Source organism: Rufibacter ruber (assembly GCF_001647275.1).
GTDB classification, from domain to species: domain Bacteria; phylum Bacteroidota; class Bacteroidia; order Cytophagales; family Hymenobacteraceae; genus Nibribacter; species Nibribacter ruber_C.
Window position 1 is genome coordinate 26,181 of record NZ_LRMM01000008.1, and the last position, 20,067, is coordinate 46,247.

The window sequence follows — 20,067 nt, forward strand, 5'->3', positions numbered from 1 at the left end:
TTGGGGCTGTTTTTACAAAAACAGCCCCAAAACAGAAATTTAGTTGAAGGGCGAATTGGGCTCTTTTTTCATCTGGTTGTAGACCAGTTTGTCAGTAAGGCCGGGCAGGAATTTCCCCAGCAGCACCGCCAGCTTGCCCTGGGTGGTCAACACAAGGTCGCGTTTGCGCTGGCGGGTGGCTTTCAGAATATGATCAGCCACTTCCTCAGCGGTCATCATCTTGGCCTCATCGCGCGGCGACTCGCCCTGTTGGCTGCCGTCGGCGGCCAGGGCGGTGTTCCTGATGTTGGAGGCCGTGAAGCCCGGGCAGGCCACCATCACGTGCAGGCCCTGGTGCAGGGTCTCGGTGCGGAGCGCCCCCAGAAACCCCTGCATGGCAAACTTGGAGGCCGAGTAGCCCGTACGGCCGGGCAAACCCTGGTAGCCCGCAATGGAAGACACGCCAATCACAGAGCCTTTGCTCTGCAGCAGGTACGGCAGCGCGAATTTGGTGCAATACACCGTGCCCCAGAAGTTGATGTCCATGAGCTGCCGGATCACGTCCAGGTCCACGTCCTGAAACAACGCCCGCATACTGATGCCCGCGTTGTTGAGCATCACGTCAATTCGGCCATATTTGGTTATGGTCTGTTCAATGAGCTGGCGGCAATCCTGTTCCTGGCTTACATCGCCGGGCACGGCCAGATACTCTATGCCTGCGGCCGAAAGCTCCTGCCCCACCTCGTTCAGTTTCTGGGCGTTTCTGCCGTTGATGACAATTTTTCCGCCGGCCCGCCCGAAGGCCAGCGCGCAGGCCCGCCCAATGCCCGACGACCCGCCCGTGATAATGATGACTTTATCTTTCATATGGTTCTTTTCCAGGTTCACGTGCCATAGCACCTCCACAAAGCTACGCTTTTGGTTTCTTAAGAGGAAGATTTCCTTTTTCGGGCTGTTTTGGCCAACAGCGAAAAACACATCAGCGCCATCTTTCCCCGTGGGAGAGGCTAGGGTAAGGGCAACGGTAACAACTGGCCAAGACGTACTTGTTGAATAAGCAAAAGCACTAGTGAGAAACGTGCGTCTTGCAACCAGCAGAAAGGGGCGCCAACCCCCTACAGAAGCCACAGGAACCATTTTTGCGGCTTTGCTTTCCCTACTGCTCCCGCTGCAGCACCGCTTGCCCTGTATTTCCCTCCTGAGGGAGAAGGCACATTTCCGTTTTCGGGCTGATTTCTGGAAAACAGGCCGAAAACGCAAATCTGCGCCCGGCTCCCGGTTCCCGGGATTTCTTTGTATTTTTGCGGCATCGTGAGAAAATTCAAGAAGAAAAAACATAAGTTCGAGAACATTGCGCAGCTGCGCGTGGAAGAGATGGCCGCCGAGGGCAAGTGCCTGGCGCGCCATGAGAACCTGGTGGTGTTCATCTCAGACGTGGCCCCCGGTGATGTGGTGGACGTGCGCGTGACCAAGAAACGCAAGAATTACCTGGAGGCCGTGCCCGTGCATTTCCATGAGCGGTCTGACCTGCGCGTGGAACCGTTCTGTGAGCATTTCAACGTGTGCGGCGGCTGCAAATGGCAACACATCAGCTATGACACGCAGCTGTTTTTCAAGCAGAAGCAGGTGAATGACAACGTGGAGCGCATTGGCAAGATCTCTGGGCATGAGCTGTTGCCCATTCTGCCCTCTGACCGCGTGAGCTACTACCGCAACAAGCTGGAGTTCACCTTCTCAGACCACGCCTGGCTCACCAAAGAGCAGATTGACAGCGGCCTGGACCTAGAGCGCCGCGCCCTGGGCTTTCACGTGCCGTTGCGGTTTGACAAGATCGTGGACATTCAGCACTGCTACCTGCAACCGGCCCCGTCTAATGAAATCCGCCTGGCGGTGAGAAACTATGCGCTGGCGCAGAACCTGCCGTTCTTTGACCTGGTAAAACAGGAAGGCTTTCTGCGGAATTTGATTATCCGGACGGCCAACACCGGTGACCTGATGGTGATTGTGCAGGTCTTCCAGGACAGAATGGACTGGCTGCAGCCGCTGCTGGACCACCTGCTGCAGGAGTTCCCGCAGATTACCTCGCTGCACTACGTGGTGAACAGCAAGGGCAACGAGACCTTCCATGACCTGGACGTGGTGTGCTACCACGGCGAACCGTTCATTCATGAACAGATGGAGGGCCTGCGCTTCAGGGTCGGCCCGAAGTCGTTTTACCAGACCAACTCTGAGCAGGCGTACAACCTTTATAAGCTGACCCGGGACTTCGCCCTGCTTAACGGCACCGAGAACGTGTATGATCTGTACACCGGCGCGGGCACCATTGCCAATTTTGTGGCGCGGCAGAGTGCGCAGGTGGTGGGTGTGGAATACGTGGCCAGCGCCATTGAAGACGCCAAAATCAATTCGCAGATCAATGACATCACCAATACGCACTTCTACGCGGGTGACATGAAAGATGTATTGAATGACGAGTTATTTGCCCGCCATGGGAGACCAGACGTGATTATCACTGATCCTCCGCGGGCGGGCATGCACCCAGACGTGGTGCCAAGCTGCTGGAGGTGAAAGCCAACCGCATTGTCTATGTGAGCTGTAACCCCGCCACCCAAGCCCGGGATTTAGAAATGCTGGCAGAACTATATGACGTGGTGAAGATCCAGCCCGTGGACATGTTCCCGCAGACCTACCACGTGGAGAGCGTGGCGTTGCTCACGTTGCGGTAAGAATGACTGTTTTCGCCTGTTTTCTGGAAATCAGGCCGAAAACAGTCATTTGCAGTTTGGGAGTTCTACTTCCGAACTCATCTAGGGGGGAGTTCTATTCCCCGCGGGACTACGGGCAAATGATGGGGAGTGGAACTGCCCGGCCGGGTGCTTTCGGAGTAGAACTCCGTAAGAGCGACGAGAATTCAGAAATAGGAACGAGCGGCTAGCACCCTAATGGAGCGATTAGGAGCAGTTAGCTGCTTTGCCGTGCGGCAGAAAAAACTGCTGCTTATTTTTACTTAGTAAGCTTAGCGCGATAGGCGGAAGGAGTGCTTCTGTTTTTAGCCTGTTTTCAGAAAAACAGCCCCAAAACGCATCTGATTTTAAATTTGTACGTGCTACTTGATACGCAATACGTGATACTACCATGCAGAACGACCCAGAACTGAACGGAAAATACCTAGGCACCATCACCAAAGACTTCGTGCAGGTGTCTGACACCCTGAAAGAGGCTTCTTACCAGATCAGACGCCGCGAAATCTCCAAGTATCCCATTTTCGTGTTCTCCCGCGATATCACCAGGATTGGCGGGCTTTTGATTGGGGCGCAGGAGCGGGACCTGGAGTGGAACATCAACGCCTCGTACCTGGAAGACTTTCTGAACCGCCAGCTGGTGGGCGAAGACAAAGTGGAGGAGTTCCAACAAGCCTACCGTGACGCTGATGAGTATTGCTGCCTCTTTGTGATTGACCGTGACTTCATGAACTTCGTGTTTGTGCCGTACCCAGAGGATTAAGCGTATTGTTTCTTAGAGCAGGAAGCCCTCACCGGTTTTGAAAACCGCTGAGGGCTTTTGCGTTTCCGGCTTATTTTCTGGATTTTAGACCGAAAACGAAGAATAATCTTGAATTCCCTGCCGCCTCCTCCCCTCACGGGTCACTTTCTCTTGCGTCTCATCAAAAAGTTAATGCCGGTGGTAGTGTGCCTAGTGGTAACTACTACGTTTGCGCAAGTGAACAATGATAATATTGAGGGCAGACTTCGGCTACTGTTAGAGAAGCCCGTTGCCTCCTCAACTGAAAATTGCACGGTGCAATGGGCTTGCGTGAATGAGAAGCTGACGGGCAAGTGCATTGACTACCACAATGACCAGTGGTTTGAGTTTACCCCTCCCCGCCCAGGCCGTTTCTATATCAATATTGGTCAACAGATATGTAGAGATACGCGGGGCGTTCAGCTGGTGGTGCTAAGCGGAAAACCCTGTGAACCTAGTACCTATCGCGTGCTTTCCTGCACTTCACTGGGCAACCAAGATGATGTGTTTGTGGCCGTTGATCTGGAAGCGGGCAAGCCGTACCTCCTGAACCTGGATGGGTACCTGCATGACTTCTGCCGTTTCTCTCTGGAGGTAAGCCAGGAAGCCAAAGGTATTCCGGCAGGAAACACCTCTGCCATCACCGCCGCGCCCACGGTCACGGCCGCTTCGCCGCTATTGAAGTGGGTACTGCCAGATTCGCTTTCAGCGGCACAGCAATTCAAAGTTCAGCGGTGGGAAACTTCCCAACCGAAGAGCCTCACCGTTGCCACCTTGCCTGTTAAACGGAACAGCTTTGGCGACTTTGTGAGGGCGTACCAGTATCAGGATTCCCTTTCAGCGGCTGGCGTTTACCAGTACCAGGTGCTAGCCGTGTTGCCAGATGCCGCTCCCGCAGTCGTCTTGCAGCAATGGTATCAGCTGAAACCGCCAATAAAACGCCCCGCTGCCCTGGCGCTTCCGTTAGACCGTTACCCCACAGGCGCCCAACTCACCGTCATGATCTTTGACGCCGCTTCTAACCGCCTGTTGTGGAGCAGGCAACTAGTCAAAAACCAACTGACGGAAAATGCTATCCCCGCCGCAAAATTCCAGCAGTTGGGGGTGCAGCGGGTGAGAATCAAGATCCAGCACCACAAAGGGAAAGGGAAAACAGAAACCGCTGAAATCACCGCTATTGTCCCTCCCGGAAATGCTGACTGAGAGATAATAAGTATCAGAACAAAAATACCGGTGCCTCATACTCTCTGTCATTCTGGAAGAATCCTGGTGGCGAACGGCAGTAGCCGATGGGAAATGTTTTTCTAGTTGCCCCCCAAGATCCTTTCAAAATGACAAAATTTATAGCTGATTTTGTTACTGCACTTAGCTTAGGCATTAGAGCCTATTTAAGAGCGTGTTTAAATTTGTCTTTTGCGCTACAAAATGGATCAAAAGAACCTGACTTTGCCATTTTCTCGCACCGTAGCGCTGCTACGCTGTTCAGCAATCGCTTCGCCAGAACCTTTCGCTCCCCATTTTTCGCTTGCAAAACCAAAATATAACCATGCTCTAAGACAAAGGATAGCACACAGGACAAGCTGATAAATGCAGGAGAAAGGAGTTAAGACTTTTATAGCCTGCTTACTCTATGCGTTTGCCTCCAATAAGGCATCTTCTGTTTTGGGCCTGTTTTTCAGAAAACAGCTCAAAACCGTGGCCACAAGCGAACGCTTGCGCCAGAAGTTTAACAGGTGAGAAAGACGTTACTTAAAAATTTGCCCTCAAAACCCAAATCCAGTTTCAATTAAAAGCAGAAAGGCAGGATTCTCTCCTGCCTTTCTGCTTTTAATTGAAACTGTCCCTTACCAAAAGAAAGCGAGCCACACCATAAAACTCACCCACAGCCCCAACGCAGCTACCCCGGCCCAACGCACGCCCCAGCCCATGGCTTTCCCCATCGGCGCAGCCGAATATTTCTGCAGGAGCTTTCCGGCTACATAGGTACCCACTGTCATCAGGAACAAGCCCCACGGGTGCGCGCCCAGTAGCAAGGCCTCCAGTGCCAGAAACTGCAGGCCCAGCACCACGGCAAAGACCAGCAACCGCACCAGCAGCAGAGAACGCTTACCCAAAGTGGTTCCAGCCTTGCGCTTTGATAGGGAACGCGTTACCGCTAGGGGTTACCAGTTTCACGCCTTCACCGGCGTCTGTGATGTTGCCAATGATGGTGATGTCTGGGTGGTTCCTGATTTTCTCATAGTCGGCCATTTTCACGGTGAAGAGCAGTTCATAGTCTTCGCCGCCGTTCAAGATGCAGGTGACCGGGTCCAGCTTGAATTCCTCGGCGGTTTCCAGCGTCTGCTGGTCGGCGGGCAGTTTGTCCTGGTAGATGTTGGCGCCTACCCGGCTCTGCGAACAGATGTGCAGCAGTTCAGAGCCCAGTCCGTCAGAAATGTCAATCATGGCGGTGGGGTGTACGCCCAGTTCGCGCAGCTCGTGAATCACGTCCATGCGCGCCTCCGGCCGTAGCTGGCGGCCTACCACATAATCTTTTCCTTCCAGTTCAGGTTGGGTTTCCGGGTCAGCCAGATACGCCTGTTTCTCGCGCTCCAGCAGTTGCAGGCCCAAATAAGCGCCGCCTAGGTCACCCGTTACACAGATCAAATCATTGACCTGGGCGGTGCTGCGCAAAACCGCTTTGCCTTTCTCTACTTCGCCCAGGGCGGTGATACTAATCACCAGACCGCCGCGCGAAGCCGTGGTGTCACCGCCCACCAGATCTACCTTATAGTTCTCACACGCCAGGCGCATACCGGCGTAGAGCTCCTCCATGGCCTCAACGGTATAGCGCGCGCCAATGGCCAGGCTCACCACAATCTGCGTGGGTATGGCGTTCATGGCCGCAATGTCAGACACATTCACGGCCACCGCTTTGTAACCTAAATGTTTTAGCGGACAGAAGGTTAAGTCGAAATGCACATTCTCCACCAGCATGTCTGTAGAAACCACAATCTGTTTCTGGCCCGGCTCCAGCACGGCGGCGTCATCGCCAATACCCACCACGGTAGACGGCTGGGTATATTCCAGGTTTTCCTGCAGCCGGCGAATCAACCCAAACTCGCCTAAGCTTTCTAAAGGAGTATATTCAGACATACTATTTCTACTTTACAATATATTTTTGCCCTGAAATGCACGAGCTATGCGTTTTCGGCTTATTTTTAGAAAAACATCTTTAAACTGCAAAGATAGCGTTTTCTCCGGCGCTCTCTATGGCAGGTGTAAAGTAGCTTCAAGAATAAACTTTTATTTGCTAACGGGCGTTAGCTTTAGTAGATTTGGATACCAATCAGTACCACTATGTCGCGTAAAGAACAAATTGACCAAGTCGCCACCTCATTGTTCAAATCCAGAGGGTTTGCCGCCACCACCATGCGGGACCTTGCCCAGGAATTAGGCATTGAGGCCGGGAGCCTTTATTCTCACATCAAATCAAAGGAAGATATTCTGCAGCGCGTCTGCTTCAGAATGGCAGATGAGTCCGCGCCAGCCAATACCCCATTCCCAAACCCGCCAGCATGGCTAGACTGAAAGGCCCTTCGTTCAACCTGAGCTTTCCCACGGAGGGGATTTTCTCCGGAAACTCTGCGTCTAACCCCTTTGCGCCGGGAAACGCGAACGCGCCCGCCTGGGCGGCGTAGAAAAACGCAGGCAGCAGGGCGCCGGTCCGGAGGTTTTGCGCGGCCTCCCCTTTTTTGCGTTGCAGAAAATACAGGCCGCCGCTGCCCAGCAAGGTGCCCAGAAGAATGGTCATGCCGTCATGGAATTTGGCGTGGGGCGTCCAGGCGGGGTTGAAGAGGTGCGTTTTGTTCCAGTCCATGAGAAAGCCTCCCACGGTGGTGAAGGCGGCAATGGTTTGGAGAAGCGTACGTCCGGTTTGGTCCTTGTTCATAGGCGGCGAATAAAATCTGCTCTGGAAAGGTACGCTTCTTTTGCGCCATAGTTGAACAATCTTCCGGTTAAGGGCTTAGGTTGAGGGATTCTGTTTTTGAGCTGTTTTTCAGAAAAGAGGCCAAAAACGAAAAGGAAAGGAAGTATCTTAGCCTTTGGTTTCGCGGCCCCGCCGAAGACGTTGTACTTATTGACTTTCGCCCATGTTCCAGACCACCAAAGCCCCCTTGCCCGAGCGCATGCGCCCCTCCAACTTAGACCAATATGCGGGTCAGCAGCATCTGGTGGGCCCCAAGGGCGTGCTTCGCCGCTACATTGAGGCGGGCATGGTGCCGTCCATGATTTTCTGGGGGCCGCCGGGCGTGGGCAAAACCACGTTGGCCAACATCATTGCGGGGCACCTCAAAGTGCCGTTTGTAGCCATGAGCGCCATTAACGCGGGCGTGAAAGACGTGCGCGAGGTCATTGAGCAGGCCCGCAAGCGGCAGGGTACGGTGCTGTTTATAGATGAGATCCATCGGTTTAACAAATCGCAGCAAGATGCGTTGTTGGGCGCCGTGGAGAAAGGCGTGGTCACGTTGATTGGCGCCACCACTGAGAACCCGTCGTTTGAGGTGATTCCGGCGTTGCTGTCCCGGTGCCAGGTGTACGTTTTGAAATCACTGGAGAAACAGGAGCTCATTGACCTTATCCAGAAAGCCCTGAAGGAAGACGAAATCCTGAAAAACCGTGCCATTGAGGTGCAGGAGTACGAGGCGCTGCTCACCATCTCGGGCGGCGATGCCCGCAAACTGCTCAACCTCCTGGAGATTGTCATTGACGGCAGCGGCAAAGCCGAAGAGAAAGTTGTCATCACCAATGACTTGGTGAAGCAGATTGCCCAGCAGAACCTGGCCCTGTATGACAAAGGCGGCGAGGCACACTATGACATCATTTCGGCGTTCATCAAATCCATGCGCGGGTCAGACCCCAACGCCACGGTCTATTGGCTGGCGCGCATGATTGAAGGCGGCGAAGACCCCAAGTTCATCGCCCGCCGCATGTTGATTATGGCCAGTGAAGACATCGGCAACGCCAACCCCACGGCCATGATCATGGCCAGCGAGTGTTTCCAGGCGGTCACGGTGATTGGCTACCCTGAGTGTGACATCATCCTGTCGCAGACGGCTATTTATCTGGCTACCTCGCCTAAGAGCAACGCGGCGTACAAGGCTATACGGGCGGCGCGGGCCTACGTGCGCGAACAGGGCAGTCCGCCGGTGCCGCTGCACCTGCGCAATGCGCCCACCAAACTCATGAAAGAGATTGGCTACGGCCAGGAATACAAATACGCGCATGACTACGAGGGCAGCTTCGTGGCCCAGAATTTCCTGCCAGATGAACTCAAAGGCACCGTCTTCTTCAACCCCGGCAACAACGCGCGTGAAAACGAGATGCGCAAAAACCTGAAAAACCAGTGGGACGGCTGGTACCGGTATTAATGCGTGAAGGAGTGAGTTTTATTTGGAGAGAGAAACGCGTTTTGGGCCTGTTTTTCTGAAAACAGGCTCAAAACAGGAAACCGGCGGCACTGAGCACATCTTGGGCTTCGCCCGAAGGGATATTCTGAAAAGTCTTTTGGCCAGCGCGCAACGGGGTCTATCCTTACTGAAACAGCTGGGGTATTTAAAAAATGAAGCGTCTCCTAATGAATTGCCAATGAAAAAGTCCCTGCTGTCTCTGGCTCTGATTTTGCTGCTCTTTTCTTGTCAAAGGGCTGAACAGCAGTTGGTACTGACGCAGACGGTGCGGGAACAGTTGCTGGAGTTTAAGGAGAAAGAGAAATTCGCTCCCGCTGAATGGGAGAAGCGGGGCGCAGTGCCACCCAGGAAGGAGGTGAGGCAGAAGCTGGAAGCCGTGGTGAATCAATCTATTGAAAGAATTCTACAGGCAGAGCAACCGCTGCGGCAAAGCCAGATCAATACCATAGTGAGTGCAGAACTGAACCAGATTGGGCTGTTTGAGTTGGCGCCAGAAGAGAAGAAGTTTTTGGCAGATACCTTTCATGCGTTATCTGGCCTGCTGCAAATGAAGGTTGACGCGGTGGTGCTAGATGAGCTGTATTAAGAGCGTGTTTAAAATTTGGCTTTCATGCTGCAAAAGGCCACAGCATGAACCGGCCAGCTCCATTTTCTAGCACCGTAGCTCTGCTTAGACCCTCATCAATCGCTTCGTCAGAATCTTTCGTTCCCACTTTTAGCGGCTAAAACCAAAGATAAACAAGCTGTAAGGTGTTTCCGGGCTGTTTTCAGAAAAACAGCCCGGAAACGCAATTTGGGTCAGCGAGGCTTACTCTGCCGCCTCTTCGCCTTTCTCGCCCAGCTCTACAATGTCACCGTCTTTGAACAGAATTTCTTTGACCGTGGCACGCCAGGTAGGCATTTTGCGCAGCAGAAATTCAAGGTTCATCCCGAAGTGCTTGAATTCCTACTGCTGTGCGTTCTGCAGAATGGCCTTCGCCTCTGAGTCTTTCTCAATAGAAATGCGCTGCTCGTACCAGTTAATGGCCTCCACCTCCTCAATCAGGGACGTGAGCATGCGCACCAGGGTGCGGGTAGAGTCAGAGAGTTCGTGGGCGGGTTCGTGGTATTGGTCTGCCATGGTTTAATTAAGTGAAGGGGTGAATGAGTGATTATCTCTTGGGACTATAACAAAACTCCTTTACGCAAAACGCCTCTACGGTGTCTGTTTTTGGCCTCTTTTTCTGAAAACAGCCTGAAAACAGCATGTTCCATTTCCTGATTTAAGCATTGCTTTCTTCACTCCTTGTCCTTCAGCCAGTAGCGTACGCCAAAAGAGAGGCTCATAATATTGGGGTAGCCCGGCACAAACGAAACCGAGAAATCTGTGCGTTCTTTGAACCGGTAGTTGTACTCAAACTCGCCGGCGTACCAGATCATGCGGTATTGCCATTTGTCTTCGGGGTTCCCCCCGAAGAAGGAGGTGGAGAGGTTGTAGCCGTCCAGCTCAGACCAGTTGCGGCGGTACACCAGGGTGGGGCCCAACCCGCCGTTCAGGGAGTGTCTCCCCAGCTGGAAAACCACCGCCCGTACCCCCAGGTGCGTGAACCCGGCAAAACGAAGGGCACAGTCTGCGTACAGCGCCTGAATGGCTTTCACAGAGAATTTGTCAGAGGCAAAGAAGTGCTCATAGCTCACGCTGCCGCCCACGTTCAAGACCAGATAGCCTTTGCCGTCGGGGTTCAGGGGCATGAGCTCGGCGTTGTCGTCGCCCTTGGGGTGCAGGCTCAGCCCAAAATATTTCAAGCTCACATTGCGGGTGTACTGGGCGTGACAGAAGAGCGACAGAAGAAAAAGTGGAAGAAAAAGAAAGTATCTTTTACCCATTAGTATTCTACCTATTCAGTTGTAAGGCTATTACTGCCTATCTGCCAGATTGGTTATATTTGACCGGTCTGGGCGCTCCTGCGGGAGACAAAGTAAAAGTAAACAGTGCTGTAATATTTTACCTTTTCACCGACTAATGAGCCAGAAGGGATCTGGGGAAAGAAATTTCGTTTTGTTTCTCTGACTCTGTTCAAATTTTGCATTTCAATATTCCTGTATGAAGCAGTTTTTTAAGTTTGTTTTTGCTACCGTGGTAGGGCTCTTCGTTTTTATGGGCGTGGGGCTCATGTTCCTGCTGCTGCTGGTGGCGGCGGCGTCTTCCGGTGATGAAGTCACCATTGAGGAAGGCTCAGTGCTGGAGATCAAGCTCAGCCAGCCGGTGGTGGAGCGCACCCCCCGCAGCCCCTTTGCCGACCTGGGGTTGGGAGACGTGCTGGGGGAGACGGGTATTGGGCTGGATGAAATCAAGGCCTCTATCAAAAAAGCCAAGCATGATGACAACATCAAAGGGATTTTCCTGAACCTGGACCTGCTCCAGGCCGGGATGGCCAGCATAGAGGAGATCAGGAACTCCCTGCTGGACTTCAAAAAGTCTAAAAAGTTTGTGGTGGCCTACAGCGAGTTCTCCACAGAGAAAGCCTATTACCTGGCCTCAGTGGCAGACCGCTTTTACCTGAACCCATCAGGCACGCTAGAGTTTAACGGCCTCAGCTCTGAGGTGATGTTCTTTAAAGGCACCCTTGATAAACTGGACCTGCACCCCTATATTTTTAAGGTGGGTGAGTACAAAAGCGCCGTGGAGCCATTTATCAGGGAAGACATGAGCGAGCCCAGCAAAGAGCAGACCCGTTCTTTCCTGAACTCCCTGAACAATTTCATGCTCCAGAACCTGGCCAAGACGCTGAAGAAGGACCTGGGCCAGCTCAGAAATATATCAGACTCCATGCTGGTGCACAACGCTGATGACGCCCGCCGTCTGGGGCTGGTGACCCACCTGGGGTACTTTGATGAAGCCACTGACTTTATGAAGGGCAAGACCGGTGTCAAAAAAGACAAGGAACTGAAAATGGTCAACCTGGGCACCTACAAGAAAGCCGCAGACCCTACCAAGTCAAAAGGGTCCTCCAGCAACAAGATTGCCATCATCTATGCCTCCGGCGAAATCACCACCGGCAAAGGCGGCGAGGGCACCATTGGCAGCGAAAGCCTTTCTGAAACCCTCAGAAAAGCCCGTCTGGACAAAAATGTAAAAGCGGTGGTGCTGCGCATTAATTCGCCGGGCGGAAGCTCCCTGGCCTCAGACGTGATCTGGCGCGAGGTGATGCTTACCAAAAAAGTAAAGCCTGTCATTGCCTCCATGTCTGATGTGGCCGCCTCTGGCGGATATTACATTGCCATGGCCTGTGACACCATTGTGGCGCACCCCAATACCATTACCGGCAGCATTGGCGTGTTTGGGATGATGGTCAACGCCCAGGATTTCCTGAAGAACAAGTTGGGGATCACTACAGACCGGGTGAACACCGGCAAGTTTTCTGATGTGCCCTCTGTTACCCGCCCCATGACTGAGTATGAGAAACTGCACATTCAAAAAGAGGTGGAGCGTATCTACCAGGATTTCACCACCAAAGCCGCCCAATCCCGCAACATGCCCGTGGCTGACCTGAAAGCAATCGCTTCTGGACGCGTCTGGTCAGGGGTTGAAGCCAAAGAGCGGGGTCTGGTTGACGTGCTGGGCGGTATGGAAGACGCCATTGCCCTGGCCGCCAAGAGAGCCAAACTGAAGGAAGGGGAGTACCGCCTGCGGGCGTTGCCGGCCCAGAAATCATTCCTGGAAAACCTCATGTCAGACTCTGAGGCCCAGATCAGAGCCTATTCCCTGCAGAAGGAGTTTGGGAGCTTACTGCCGTACTACCAGCAGTATAACCGCGTTATAAACATGCAGGGAGTACAGGCCCGTATGGCCTTTGACCTGGAGATACAGTAATCCATTAGAGCTTTCCCACCTGCAAAAAAGACTGCTGCTGGCAGTCTTTTTTGTTTTACAGGCACCCAGCCCCCCATGCCAGCTTGCAAATTTTTTACGACCTTGCAGGCCACAACCAAATCTGTTTTGGAGCTGTTTTAGAAAAAGTAGCCCATAAACAGAAACACAGCACGTAAACCACATGATACAGCAACTGCAGGAAGCCACCGACTTCATCAGATCCAAAACAAACCAGTACCAGCCAGACTTTGGGGTAGTGCTGGGCACCGGCCTGGGCGCCCTGGTGCAGGACATCTCCATTCAGCATAGCCTGGACTATGCAGACATACCGCATTTCCCGGTGTCTACCGTTGAAAGCCACTCCGGGAAACTCATCTTTGGTGAACTGGGCGGAAGAAACGTGGTGGTCATGCAGGGGCGGTTCCATTACTATGAAGGCTATAGCATGGACCAGGTGGTATTCCCCATCAGGGTGATGAAGCTGCTGGGCGTGAAGAAGCTGTTTGTGAGCAACGCGGCCGGGGGGTTAGACCCTGAGTACAACACCTCTGACCTGATGGTGATCACAGACCACATCAACCTGCAGCCCGCCAACCCCCTCATTGGGAAGAACATAGACGAGCTGGGGCCGCGCTTCCCAGACATGAGCGAGCCGTACAGCCAGCACCTGGTGCAGCAGGCGCTGGACATTGCCAACCAGCACAACCTGAACGTGCGCACCGGTGTGTACGTGAGCGTGCCCGGGCCCATGCTGGAAACCATTGCCGAATACAAATACCTGCGTACCATTGGCGCTGATGCCGTGGGCATGAGTACCGTGCCGGAGGTCATTGCCGCCGTGCACATGAACCTGCCCGTCTTTGCCGTCTCTGTGATCACTGATCTGTGCGTGCCCGGCAAAATCAAGAAAGTGGTGCTGCTGGATATCTTAGACGCCGCCGCCAAAGCAGAGCCCAATATGACACTGCTTATTAAAGAGCTGATCAAGCGGCAGGGGTAGTTTTCTGCCTCGCTACCTGATCATGTGTCAAAAGTAAAGGCCGAAGGAATGTGAATTTCTTCGGCCTTTACTTTTGGGTTGTTTTAAGAAAAACAGCCAATAAACGCACAGATGTGTTATTTGATGATCAGTTGTTTGGCAGAGTAGTTCAGGTGGGTGAACACGCCAAAACCACCGGCCACCGTAGACTTGATGGATACCGGCTGCGCAAAAGGGTTCCCATTCGCCCGGCGGGCATCTTCTATACTGCTGATGAAATTATAGTATGCCTCGTCAATATGGAAGAGCTTAATGTTAAGGGTGTCATCATGCTTAAAACGGTAGGTGGTGGTATAGGTGATCTTTTTGCCATCCCGCAGCCGGTCATTTAATTCTGCATCCATTTTGCTGTCTACCACCCCGGCACTGTCCTGGTGGGCCAGCAGGCGGTAAAAGTTTTTGACAGAGGGCTGGTCCTGCCAGCGTACCAGAAGGTATGCTTCCTGGCTTTCTACCGGCTTGTCATTGAATTTATAGCCTACGCTGTCAAACGGCACCGGCGCCAGTACGGTGGTGGTGCCGGTAAGGCGTCTGCCTCTGGGGTCAGTGATCAGGAGGGTAAACACATCGCCGGGCTTCCCGTCAACCACCCTGGTGTTCTGGTGGGTGTACACCTTCTCGTTTTTCTCATCTGCCACTAATTTAAAGGTGAGGGAAACAGGGGGCTCGTTGTTTTTAGTGATAGTGACTTTGGCGTCATCTACGGGGCTGGGTTGGTTGCCGGCAAAATAGCTCTGAGACTCAGACAAAGCTAAACGGTAAGGCTGACCGTTTTCCAGATAACACTCTACCACCAGCTGTGACGGCAGGGTAGGCAGTTTTACTTCAATTTCCTGTTCCATGTCACAGGCGCTGAAAGAAACCAGGGCCAGCAGGCCCCAAAGGAAAAGTGGTAGGCGAGCGAAGGAAATCATCAGAATTTAAAGTTATAGGTCACAGACGGAATCACAGGGAACAGTGATACTTGTTTGGCTACAAAGCCGGTGATTTGTTCTGTCTCTTCGTCTTTAAGGGTTTCAAAGTAAACGAAGTACGGGTTGCGGCGGTTGTAGGCGTTGTACACACTGAACGTTAGGTCAGAGGCCCCGCGTTTAGGCCGCAGTTTGTACACCAGCCCCAGGTCAAGGCGGTGGTAAGCGGCCAGCCTGAACGAGTTGCGTTCTGTGTACACGGGTATAACGGTGTAGTCTTCGCCGGGAACGTCCTGAAAAATAAACCGCTGCACCGGCAGGGAATATGCGTTCCCGGTGCCGTACACAAAGGTAGCCGTAGTGCTCAGGCGCTTGCTCAGTTCATGGATCACCACCACAGAGAGGTCATGCCGGCGGTCAAAGCGGGTGGGGAAGGTTTTGCCGTTGTTGATGTCTGGGAAGGTGCGGTTGGTCCAGGAGAGGGTGTAGCCAATCCAGCCGGTAGTCTTGCCGTCTTTCTTCTCCACGTAGAATTCCTGGCCGTAGCTTTCGCCTTTGCCGAACACAAACTCCTCCTCCAGCACCGGATTGCCAAAGATCTGCGCCCCGTCCCGCAGGTCCAGCTGGCGTTTCATGGTTTTGTAGTAGGCCTCAGTGCTGAACAGGTATTTGTCTTTGTACAGTTTGGTAAGGCCAATGGCCACCTGGTCAGAAACCTGCGGTTTTACACCCGGGCTGGAGGGGTACCAGATGTCAGTAGGCAGTGATGCCCCGGAGTTAGACACCAGGTGCACGTACTGGAACATGCGGGTATAGCTGGCTTTGAGGGAAAGGGTCTCATTGAACCGGTAATTGGCAGAAACGCGCGGCTCCAGCCCCATAAACGTTTTCTCGTTCCTGAACCCGGAAAGACGCAGCCCGTAGCTCAAGGTAAACGTGGGGGTGAAGCTCCAGTCATGCGAGGCGTACAGCCCAAACTCCTGGCCAGAATACGAGTTGCCCGCCTGCACATCAACAGAGCCATCTTCACTGCCCGCCTCTAACCGGCCTACTACAAAGCTGTGGTCAGTGCCAGAGGCGCCAAACCGCAGGTGATGGGTTTCATTAGGCACGTATTCAAAATCTGTCTGCAGCGTGAGGTCAGTGATGTTTGACGTAAGGCTGAAACTGAAGATATCTAACTTGTTGGCAATCTCATACTCATAGTTGGAGGCCGAAAAAGTGGTATTGACAAAGAACTTAGGGTTGAACTGGTGCGCCCACCGGGCACTGGCTACTCTGTTCCCCCAGAAGAAATTGAAGTTGAAGTTCTCGTCTGCAAAGTTGAAGAAGTCACGTCCGTAGTAACCGCTAAAGAAGAGGCGGTCATCTGGCCCCAGCTCAAACGTGGCCTTGGCGTTGAAGTCATAAAAATAGTAGTCAGGGATAGGGCTCCAGTCTGGGTCGTCTTCTTGGGCTTTGTTGATCATGCGGGTGAAAACATCTACGTAGGTGCGGCGGCCAGACACTATAAAAGAGGATTTGTCTTTCTGGATGGGGCCCTCTACGGTGAGGCGGGAGATATAAACCCCAGCAGGCACAGCTGAAAGGTCTAATCTGACTGAATTACTTGCCAAGGTCCTGGTTTGCAGTACAACCTTACCTACCATACTGATCACCCGCAAAGTAGATTTCTTCGCAATCACATCAGGATAACTTAAATACAGCACCCCATCTGTTGGCACCGGGTAGGCCTGCACAGTTCTTTCTATCTCTGCCAGTGCTTTTTTAGAACCAGTGACCCCGCCCACTTTCTGAAGCTTGATAGCATCAATGGTCACATAAGTGGTAGCAGTACCTGCAGTTGCCAGATTAGTTACCACCAATGAATCATTCGGCTTCAGATCATACGTCCCTACCAGGTTAAACGCTGAACCATTAATGGTCTGATCTACTTTGACCACTGGCTGGGCCACCCCTTCCCGGTAAATGGTATAGGGAGTATCTTTCGCCCTGTTGGTTGAAGCCACCCACCACGCATAGACCTCATACCGCCCTGGTTCCAGATCTTTGAAAGTATAACTGGCAATTCTATTCCCAATACCGGTGGGCACAATCTTGGCTTTAGAGGGCCCATAATACCCAGCGTTCCCGGTCTCAGTCCAACCGTTTCTTGCCTGGAAAACGCTGGTCATCTCTGTGTCATAAATAATGGGCTCCGGTGCCCGCTGCTTTAAGATAAGGGACGTTGGCATTGCCCGTTCTGTCCCGTCAGATGGCTGTATGGTAAGCTGCCCTTTCACCACCATGGTAGAAGAGCCGCCACCGTCAAGGTTAAGCGCCTCTACCGCCCCAAGGCTTACCATGATATCTGCCAGCTCACTTAAGGTCACCCCTGCACTTACCTCAGGGTTGCCTCCTTCTACCACCAACATAATCATCTTTTTGGTAGCGGTGTACCCAATAGCTGTCCGGGCCCTGCGGGAGGTGTTATCCACTACAATCATCTCAGCTGCATCTGTAATATTTTTCACCCCGTTCTGCACCAGTACAGGTGCCCCGCCTATGGCTATTTTAGGGTTCCACACCTGCCCTCCCGCCGGAAAATCAGCAGTTGGCTGAGGTTGGGGAGCAGAACCCAGGGCATTGGGACTAGGAGCCGGATAGCTATACGTAGTATTAGCAGAACCTACATTATAGACCCAGGTGACATCCAGGTCATTATTTGGGAACACCCCAAAAGCACCTCTGGTTGTAAAATAAGGGGTAGAAGCCCCGTTATAGTCCCTGTTGAACGATTTTACATTTGGTGCAAGCACAGATCCTTCCTGTACAACAAGGCTCAAAGAGGTGTTCCCGGCAAAAAAGCCGCCGTTAATCCCCACATACGCTGGTTCACGTTGGGCCGCCATAAAATCTGAGGTGGTTTTTGAGGCAGTACCGCCGCCATACTCCGTTTTCAACTCAAGTTTAGGATCTGAAAGATCAGCCACCGTATAGTAGGCCTTCATGGGAACCCCCGCCGCAATGGGTGAGGCAGTAGTAAAAACCTCTACAGAAGAGGGCAAACCAGCATTTAGAGCGGCAGGTTTAGACCATGTCAGTTGTTGAGCCTCTGCCAGCTGTGGTAGCACCACAAGCGCAGGAAGCACCATCAAAAGAATTTTAAAAGCTTGTAATTGTTTTGTCATAGCAGGCAGTAACTTATTAACAATAATTTTATTTAAAACTAACTTTATTAAATTAATTTCAAAACAATTGGTAATAAATAATTTATTTAAGCTTCTGCTGTTTGACTGGCTGAACAAACAAAGATTTGCGGGTAGGGCCTGTTTACAGGTTGAAAAACATGCTTAAACAGGTTACACTCACTCAGACCGACTTCTGTTTTTGGTCTGTTTTCTGAAAAACAGGCCGAAAACAGAATCTAAAAGGGGATAGTATGAAGAGTAGAAGGTAGGTTGGGGAGGGTTGCTAGTGAACCACAACCTTTACTTTTTTGTATCCTGCCTCTGTCTCTACCAGCATCAGGTAAACCCCAGCTGCGGCTTTCAAATCTGAAATAGCAATACTATTTGCCGCCGCCCCTTCTGAGAAATATTTTTTATACACTGCTTTGCCAGTGGTGTTTACAAGAGTAAGTGACAGAAGCTTGTGGGGAGAACGGTTTGGCAACCGGACTGTGAAAGAACCAGTGATAGGATGGGGCATAACCAGCACCTCTCTTTCAACAATACCTCCTTCCTTTACTCCTAGCGGAGGGGCAGTCTCATGGTCCAGTTTCCGGTTCCTGACAATCATGACGGCATCTGCACTCAGGTACTGGTCTGCGGCAAGATTAGTATTTGTGAGTTTTACTACTCTCTTTCTGCCTGCGGTCAGATAAAAGTCACCAAGTTTAACCCAACCAGCCATGAGGGCATTGGTTTGGTTCACAGTCTTGACCGTTACCGTGCCCTTTGAATCAAACACCTGAAACTCTGCACTCGCAGTTCTGTTATTGGCCGGAGTATTGAAAACATACACTTCATAAAATGCCTCTGCAGGAACGTTTAGAAAATACTCTATAGATAAGTTCCCAGATGCCCCTCCGTAGACACTCCTGCCATTGTACCCTTCTATTGAACTGGGCGCCCATGCCCCGGTTTTAATGACATTATCTGTATCTGTATGAAGGGCAACAGCTTTATGGGCCCGCCAGTCTGCAGAAGCATACGGAGGATGGCTAGGGGCAGCGTACCTGGTCTGCTTCAGATACTTAAACGTGCCCACCAGATCATCATAGAACCAGATGGCTGCTCCTTTAAAACCTAACTCATTGGTGCTGTTGATGTAGTCTACCAATTGAGCACCTGTCAATTTGGTACTCCCCGGGCTGGCAGCAAAAGACGGATAAATCTGCTCATAATTGGCCACCGAGCGCTTGGTATAGGTATTCCAGCTCTGAAAAGCCGTAAGGCTGGACGTATAGCTTTGCATTTGCAGATTATCTACTTTGCGGTTAGAGATCCACCACTTCCAGTCTTGCAACAAATTCTCATACGCCGTATAGGTAGACGCCCCCATTTGGCTGGGAGCACTGGAGACATTCACCTGGGGGTTTGCAGCCTTTAGCGCATCATAGAGGGTGGCCACAAATACGTTCAGCTTTTGGGCTCGCCACTGCATCCAGGCGGGTTCTGCCACGTCAGACGGAGGCGCTGCCCCGTTGTGCTCACGTTTGTACAGATCTACGGTGAAGGGGTCATACCCATACTCCTTGCTTGAGTACCTGATCCGGTCCATCTCAACACCATCAACATCGTAGTTGTTTACTACTTCTGTCGCCAGGTCAATCAGGAACTTCTGCACTTCGGGGTGGCTGTGTACCATCCAGTAAAAATTACTTCCGTCTTTTTCAACCCCACTTTGCGTTTGGGCCACCCAGGCGGGGTGGGCATCAAAAACAGGGCCCTTAGATCCTGCCCCTGCGGGATTATATCCACCTACAAACCCATATTCAAACCATGCCTCCACGTGCAGCCCTACCCTATGCCCCTCGGCAATGGCTTCTGCCAGAATATCCCTATTGGCGTAAGCAGGATCAATAGAAACACCTGTATGCTGCTTAAAGACCTCACTCTGCCAAAGCGGGTACCCCCTGCTCCAGACGTTTACATACACCACATTGAAATTTGCCGCCGCCAGGCTGTCCATCTGGCTGGCTAGCTTCGCCTTGCTGGTAAAAGAGGTCCTGGCGAGCCACGTACCGCGCAATTCCTGCGCCTGCACTACGTGCTGTGAGACCAGAACCAACAGAACGGCTATACAGGCTCTCGTCTTATTCAATAGTGT

General features: G+C 52.3%; 17 protein-coding genes and 2 pseudogenes. 8 read left to right on the forward strand and 11 right to left on the reverse strand.

Annotated elements, in window-relative coordinates; translation table 11 throughout:
* Positions 1 to 39 precede the first annotated feature (39 nt).
* Positions 40 to 846: an SDR family oxidoreductase gene (locus tag A8O25_RS04930; RefSeq protein WP_066831804.1), complete on the reverse strand. Its 807-nt coding sequence runs from the start codon at positions 844 to 846 to the stop codon at positions 40 to 42.
* A gap of 444 nt (positions 847 to 1,290) precedes the next feature.
* Between A8O25_RS04930 and rlmD the strand changes: the two are divergent.
* The 3 genes and pseudogenes from rlmD (at position 1,291) to A8O25_RS04945 (ending at position 4,704) form a co-directional block, all read left to right on the forward strand.
* A pseudogene (gene rlmD, locus A8O25_RS04935) lies at positions 1,291 to 2,705 on the forward strand (23S rRNA (uracil(1939)-C(5))-methyltransferase RlmD).
* Between the two features lie 409 nt (positions 2,706 to 3,114).
* Entirely contained in the window at positions 3,115 to 3,483 is a 369-nt protein-coding gene (locus A8O25_RS04940) for a hypothetical protein (RefSeq protein ID WP_066831667.1), read from the forward strand.
* A 171-nt stretch (positions 3,484 to 3,654) separates the two neighbouring features.
* Complete coding sequence (locus A8O25_RS04945) at positions 3,655 to 4,704, forward strand: hypothetical protein (protein WP_066831669.1); 1,050 nt, start codon at positions 3,655 to 3,657, stop codon at positions 4,702 to 4,704.
* A gap of 641 nt (positions 4,705 to 5,345) precedes the next feature.
* Here A8O25_RS04945 and A8O25_RS04950 read toward each other — a convergent pair.
* The 3 genes from A8O25_RS04950 to A8O25_RS24040 form a co-directional block, all read right to left on the reverse strand.
* The gene (locus A8O25_RS04950) at positions 5,346 to 5,615 is read right to left on the reverse strand and encodes a hypothetical protein (protein ID WP_066831672.1); all 270 of its coding nucleotides are present in this window, start codon (positions 5,613 to 5,615) and stop codon (positions 5,346 to 5,348) included.
* On the reverse strand, positions 5,608 to 6,636 hold the full coding sequence (gene thiL / locus A8O25_RS04955) for a thiamine-phosphate kinase (protein WP_066831674.1): 1,029 nt from the start codon (positions 6,634 to 6,636) through the stop codon (positions 5,608 to 5,610). The genes A8O25_RS04950 and thiL overlap by 8 nt, the downstream gene beginning before the upstream one ends.
* A gap of 173 nt (positions 6,637 to 6,809) precedes the next feature.
* Complete coding sequence (locus A8O25_RS24040; RefSeq protein WP_277620008.1) at positions 6,810 to 6,941, reverse strand: hypothetical protein; 132 nt, start codon at positions 6,939 to 6,941, stop codon at positions 6,810 to 6,812.
* Here A8O25_RS24040 and A8O25_RS22410 point away from each other — a divergent pair.
* Positions 6,913 to 7,071, forward strand: coding sequence for a TetR/AcrR family transcriptional regulator (locus A8O25_RS22410; protein ID WP_338152733.1), 159 nt, complete (start codon positions 6,913 to 6,915; stop codon positions 7,069 to 7,071). The two genes, A8O25_RS24040 and A8O25_RS22410, sit on opposite strands and share 29 nt — an antisense overlap.
* Here the strand turns inward: A8O25_RS22410 and A8O25_RS04960 are convergent.
* Positions 7,004 to 7,432: a DUF6640 family protein gene (locus A8O25_RS04960; RefSeq protein WP_066831676.1), complete on the reverse strand. Its 429-nt coding sequence runs from the start codon at positions 7,430 to 7,432 to the stop codon at positions 7,004 to 7,006. The two genes, A8O25_RS22410 and A8O25_RS04960, sit on opposite strands and share 68 nt — an antisense overlap.
* Positions 7,433 to 7,634: 202 nt before the next feature.
* On the opposite strand from A8O25_RS04960, the gene A8O25_RS04965 reads away from it, so the two are divergent.
* Both A8O25_RS04965 and A8O25_RS04970 read left to right on the forward strand, forming a co-directional pair.
* Positions 7,635 to 8,912 carry a replication-associated recombination protein A gene (locus A8O25_RS04965; RefSeq protein ID WP_066831679.1) on the forward strand — a complete coding sequence of 426 codons (1,278 nt, stop codon included), beginning with the start codon at positions 7,635 to 7,637 and terminating at the stop codon, positions 8,910 to 8,912.
* 286 nt (positions 8,913 to 9,198) lie between these two features.
* Positions 9,199 to 9,537, forward strand: a complete 339-nt coding sequence (locus A8O25_RS04970) for a hypothetical protein (protein ID WP_161947696.1) — start codon at positions 9,199 to 9,201, stop codon at positions 9,535 to 9,537.
* Positions 9,538 to 9,897: 360 nt separating this feature from the next.
* Here A8O25_RS04970 and A8O25_RS23480 read toward each other — a convergent pair whose 3' ends face one another.
* Positions 9,898 to 10,071: a ferritin family protein gene (locus A8O25_RS23480; RefSeq protein ID WP_206598648.1), complete on the reverse strand. Its 174-nt coding sequence runs from the start codon at positions 10,069 to 10,071 to the stop codon at positions 9,898 to 9,900.
* Positions 10,072 to 10,229: 158 nt separating this feature from the next.
* A complete protein-coding gene (locus A8O25_RS04980) occupies positions 10,230 to 10,742 on the reverse strand; it encodes a hypothetical protein (protein WP_241498937.1) in 513 nt (170 codons plus the stop codon).
* Between the two features lie 292 nt (positions 10,743 to 11,034).
* Here A8O25_RS04980 and sppA point away from each other — a divergent pair, with 292 nt between their 5' ends.
* Complete coding sequence (gene sppA, locus A8O25_RS04985; RefSeq protein WP_066831687.1) at positions 11,035 to 12,804, forward strand: signal peptide peptidase SppA; 1,770 nt, start codon at positions 11,035 to 11,037, stop codon at positions 12,802 to 12,804.
* A 181-nt stretch (positions 12,805 to 12,985) separates the two neighbouring features.
* Positions 12,986 to 13,804, forward strand: coding sequence for a purine-nucleoside phosphorylase (locus A8O25_RS04990; protein ID WP_066831690.1), 819 nt, complete (start codon positions 12,986 to 12,988; stop codon positions 13,802 to 13,804).
* Between the two features lie 116 nt (positions 13,805 to 13,920).
* On the opposite strand, the gene A8O25_RS04995 is transcribed toward A8O25_RS04990, so the two are convergent.
* The 4 genes and pseudogenes from A8O25_RS04995 to A8O25_RS05005 all read right to left on the reverse strand — a co-directional run bounded on the left by A8O25_RS04995 (position 13,921) and on the right by A8O25_RS05005 (position 20,061).
* Positions 13,921 to 14,757, reverse strand: coding sequence for a DUF4249 domain-containing protein (locus A8O25_RS04995; protein WP_066831697.1), 837 nt, complete (start codon positions 14,755 to 14,757; stop codon positions 13,921 to 13,923).
* Entirely contained in the window at positions 14,757 to 16,988 is a 2,232-nt protein-coding gene (locus A8O25_RS05000; RefSeq protein WP_082893462.1) for a TonB-dependent receptor domain-containing protein, read from the reverse strand. The genes A8O25_RS04995 and A8O25_RS05000 overlap by 1 nt, the downstream gene beginning before the upstream one ends.
* 39 nt (positions 16,989 to 17,027) lie before the next feature.
* A pseudogene (locus A8O25_RS24315) lies at positions 17,028 to 17,924 on the reverse strand (phosphodiester glycosidase family protein); the annotation flags it as partial.
* Positions 17,925 to 18,207: 283 nt separating this feature from the next.
* A complete protein-coding gene (locus A8O25_RS05005) occupies positions 18,208 to 20,061 on the reverse strand; it encodes a family 10 glycosylhydrolase (protein ID WP_161947698.1) in 1,854 nt (617 codons plus the stop codon).
* Between the last annotated feature and the right edge of the window lie 6 nt (positions 20,062 to 20,067).

Coding starts and splice junctions, on each gene's coding strand:
- A8O25_RS04930 (WP_066831804.1), bottom strand. CDS start 846: ATGAAAGATAAAGTCATCATTATCACGGGCGGGTCGTCGGGCATTGGG.
- A8O25_RS04940 (WP_066831667.1), top strand. CDS start 3,115: ATGCAGAACGACCCAGAACTGAACGGAAAATACCTAGGCACCATCACC.
- A8O25_RS04945 (WP_066831669.1), top strand. CDS start 3,655: ATGCCGGTGGTAGTGTGCCTAGTGGTAACTACTACGTTTGCGCAAGTG.
- thiL (WP_066831674.1), bottom strand. CDS start 6,636: ATGTCTGAATATACTCCTTTAGAAAGCTTAGGCGAGTTTGGGTTGATT.
- A8O25_RS22410 (WP_338152733.1), top strand. CDS start 6,913: ATGCGGGACCTTGCCCAGGAATTAGGCATTGAGGCCGGGAGCCTTTAT.
- A8O25_RS24040 (WP_277620008.1), bottom strand. CDS start 6,941: ATGCCTAATTCCTGGGCAAGGTCCCGCATGGTGGTGGCGGCAAACCCT.
- A8O25_RS04960 (WP_066831676.1), bottom strand. CDS start 7,432: ATGAACAAGGACCAAACCGGACGTACGCTTCTCCAAACCATTGCCGCC.
- A8O25_RS04965 (WP_066831679.1), top strand. CDS start 7,635: ATGTTCCAGACCACCAAAGCCCCCTTGCCCGAGCGCATGCGCCCCTCC.
- A8O25_RS23480 (WP_206598648.1), bottom strand. CDS start 10,071: ATGGCAGACCAATACCACGAACCCGCCCACGAACTCTCTGACTCTACC.
- sppA (WP_066831687.1), top strand. CDS start 11,035: ATGAAGCAGTTTTTTAAGTTTGTTTTTGCTACCGTGGTAGGGCTCTTC.
- A8O25_RS04990 (WP_066831690.1), top strand. CDS start 12,986: ATGATACAGCAACTGCAGGAAGCCACCGACTTCATCAGATCCAAAACA.
- A8O25_RS04995 (WP_066831697.1), bottom strand. CDS start 14,757: ATGATTTCCTTCGCTCGCCTACCACTTTTCCTTTGGGGCCTGCTGGCC.
- A8O25_RS05000 (WP_082893462.1), bottom strand. CDS start 16,988: ATGCCAACGTCCCTTATCTTAAAGCAGCGGGCACCGGAGCCCATTATT.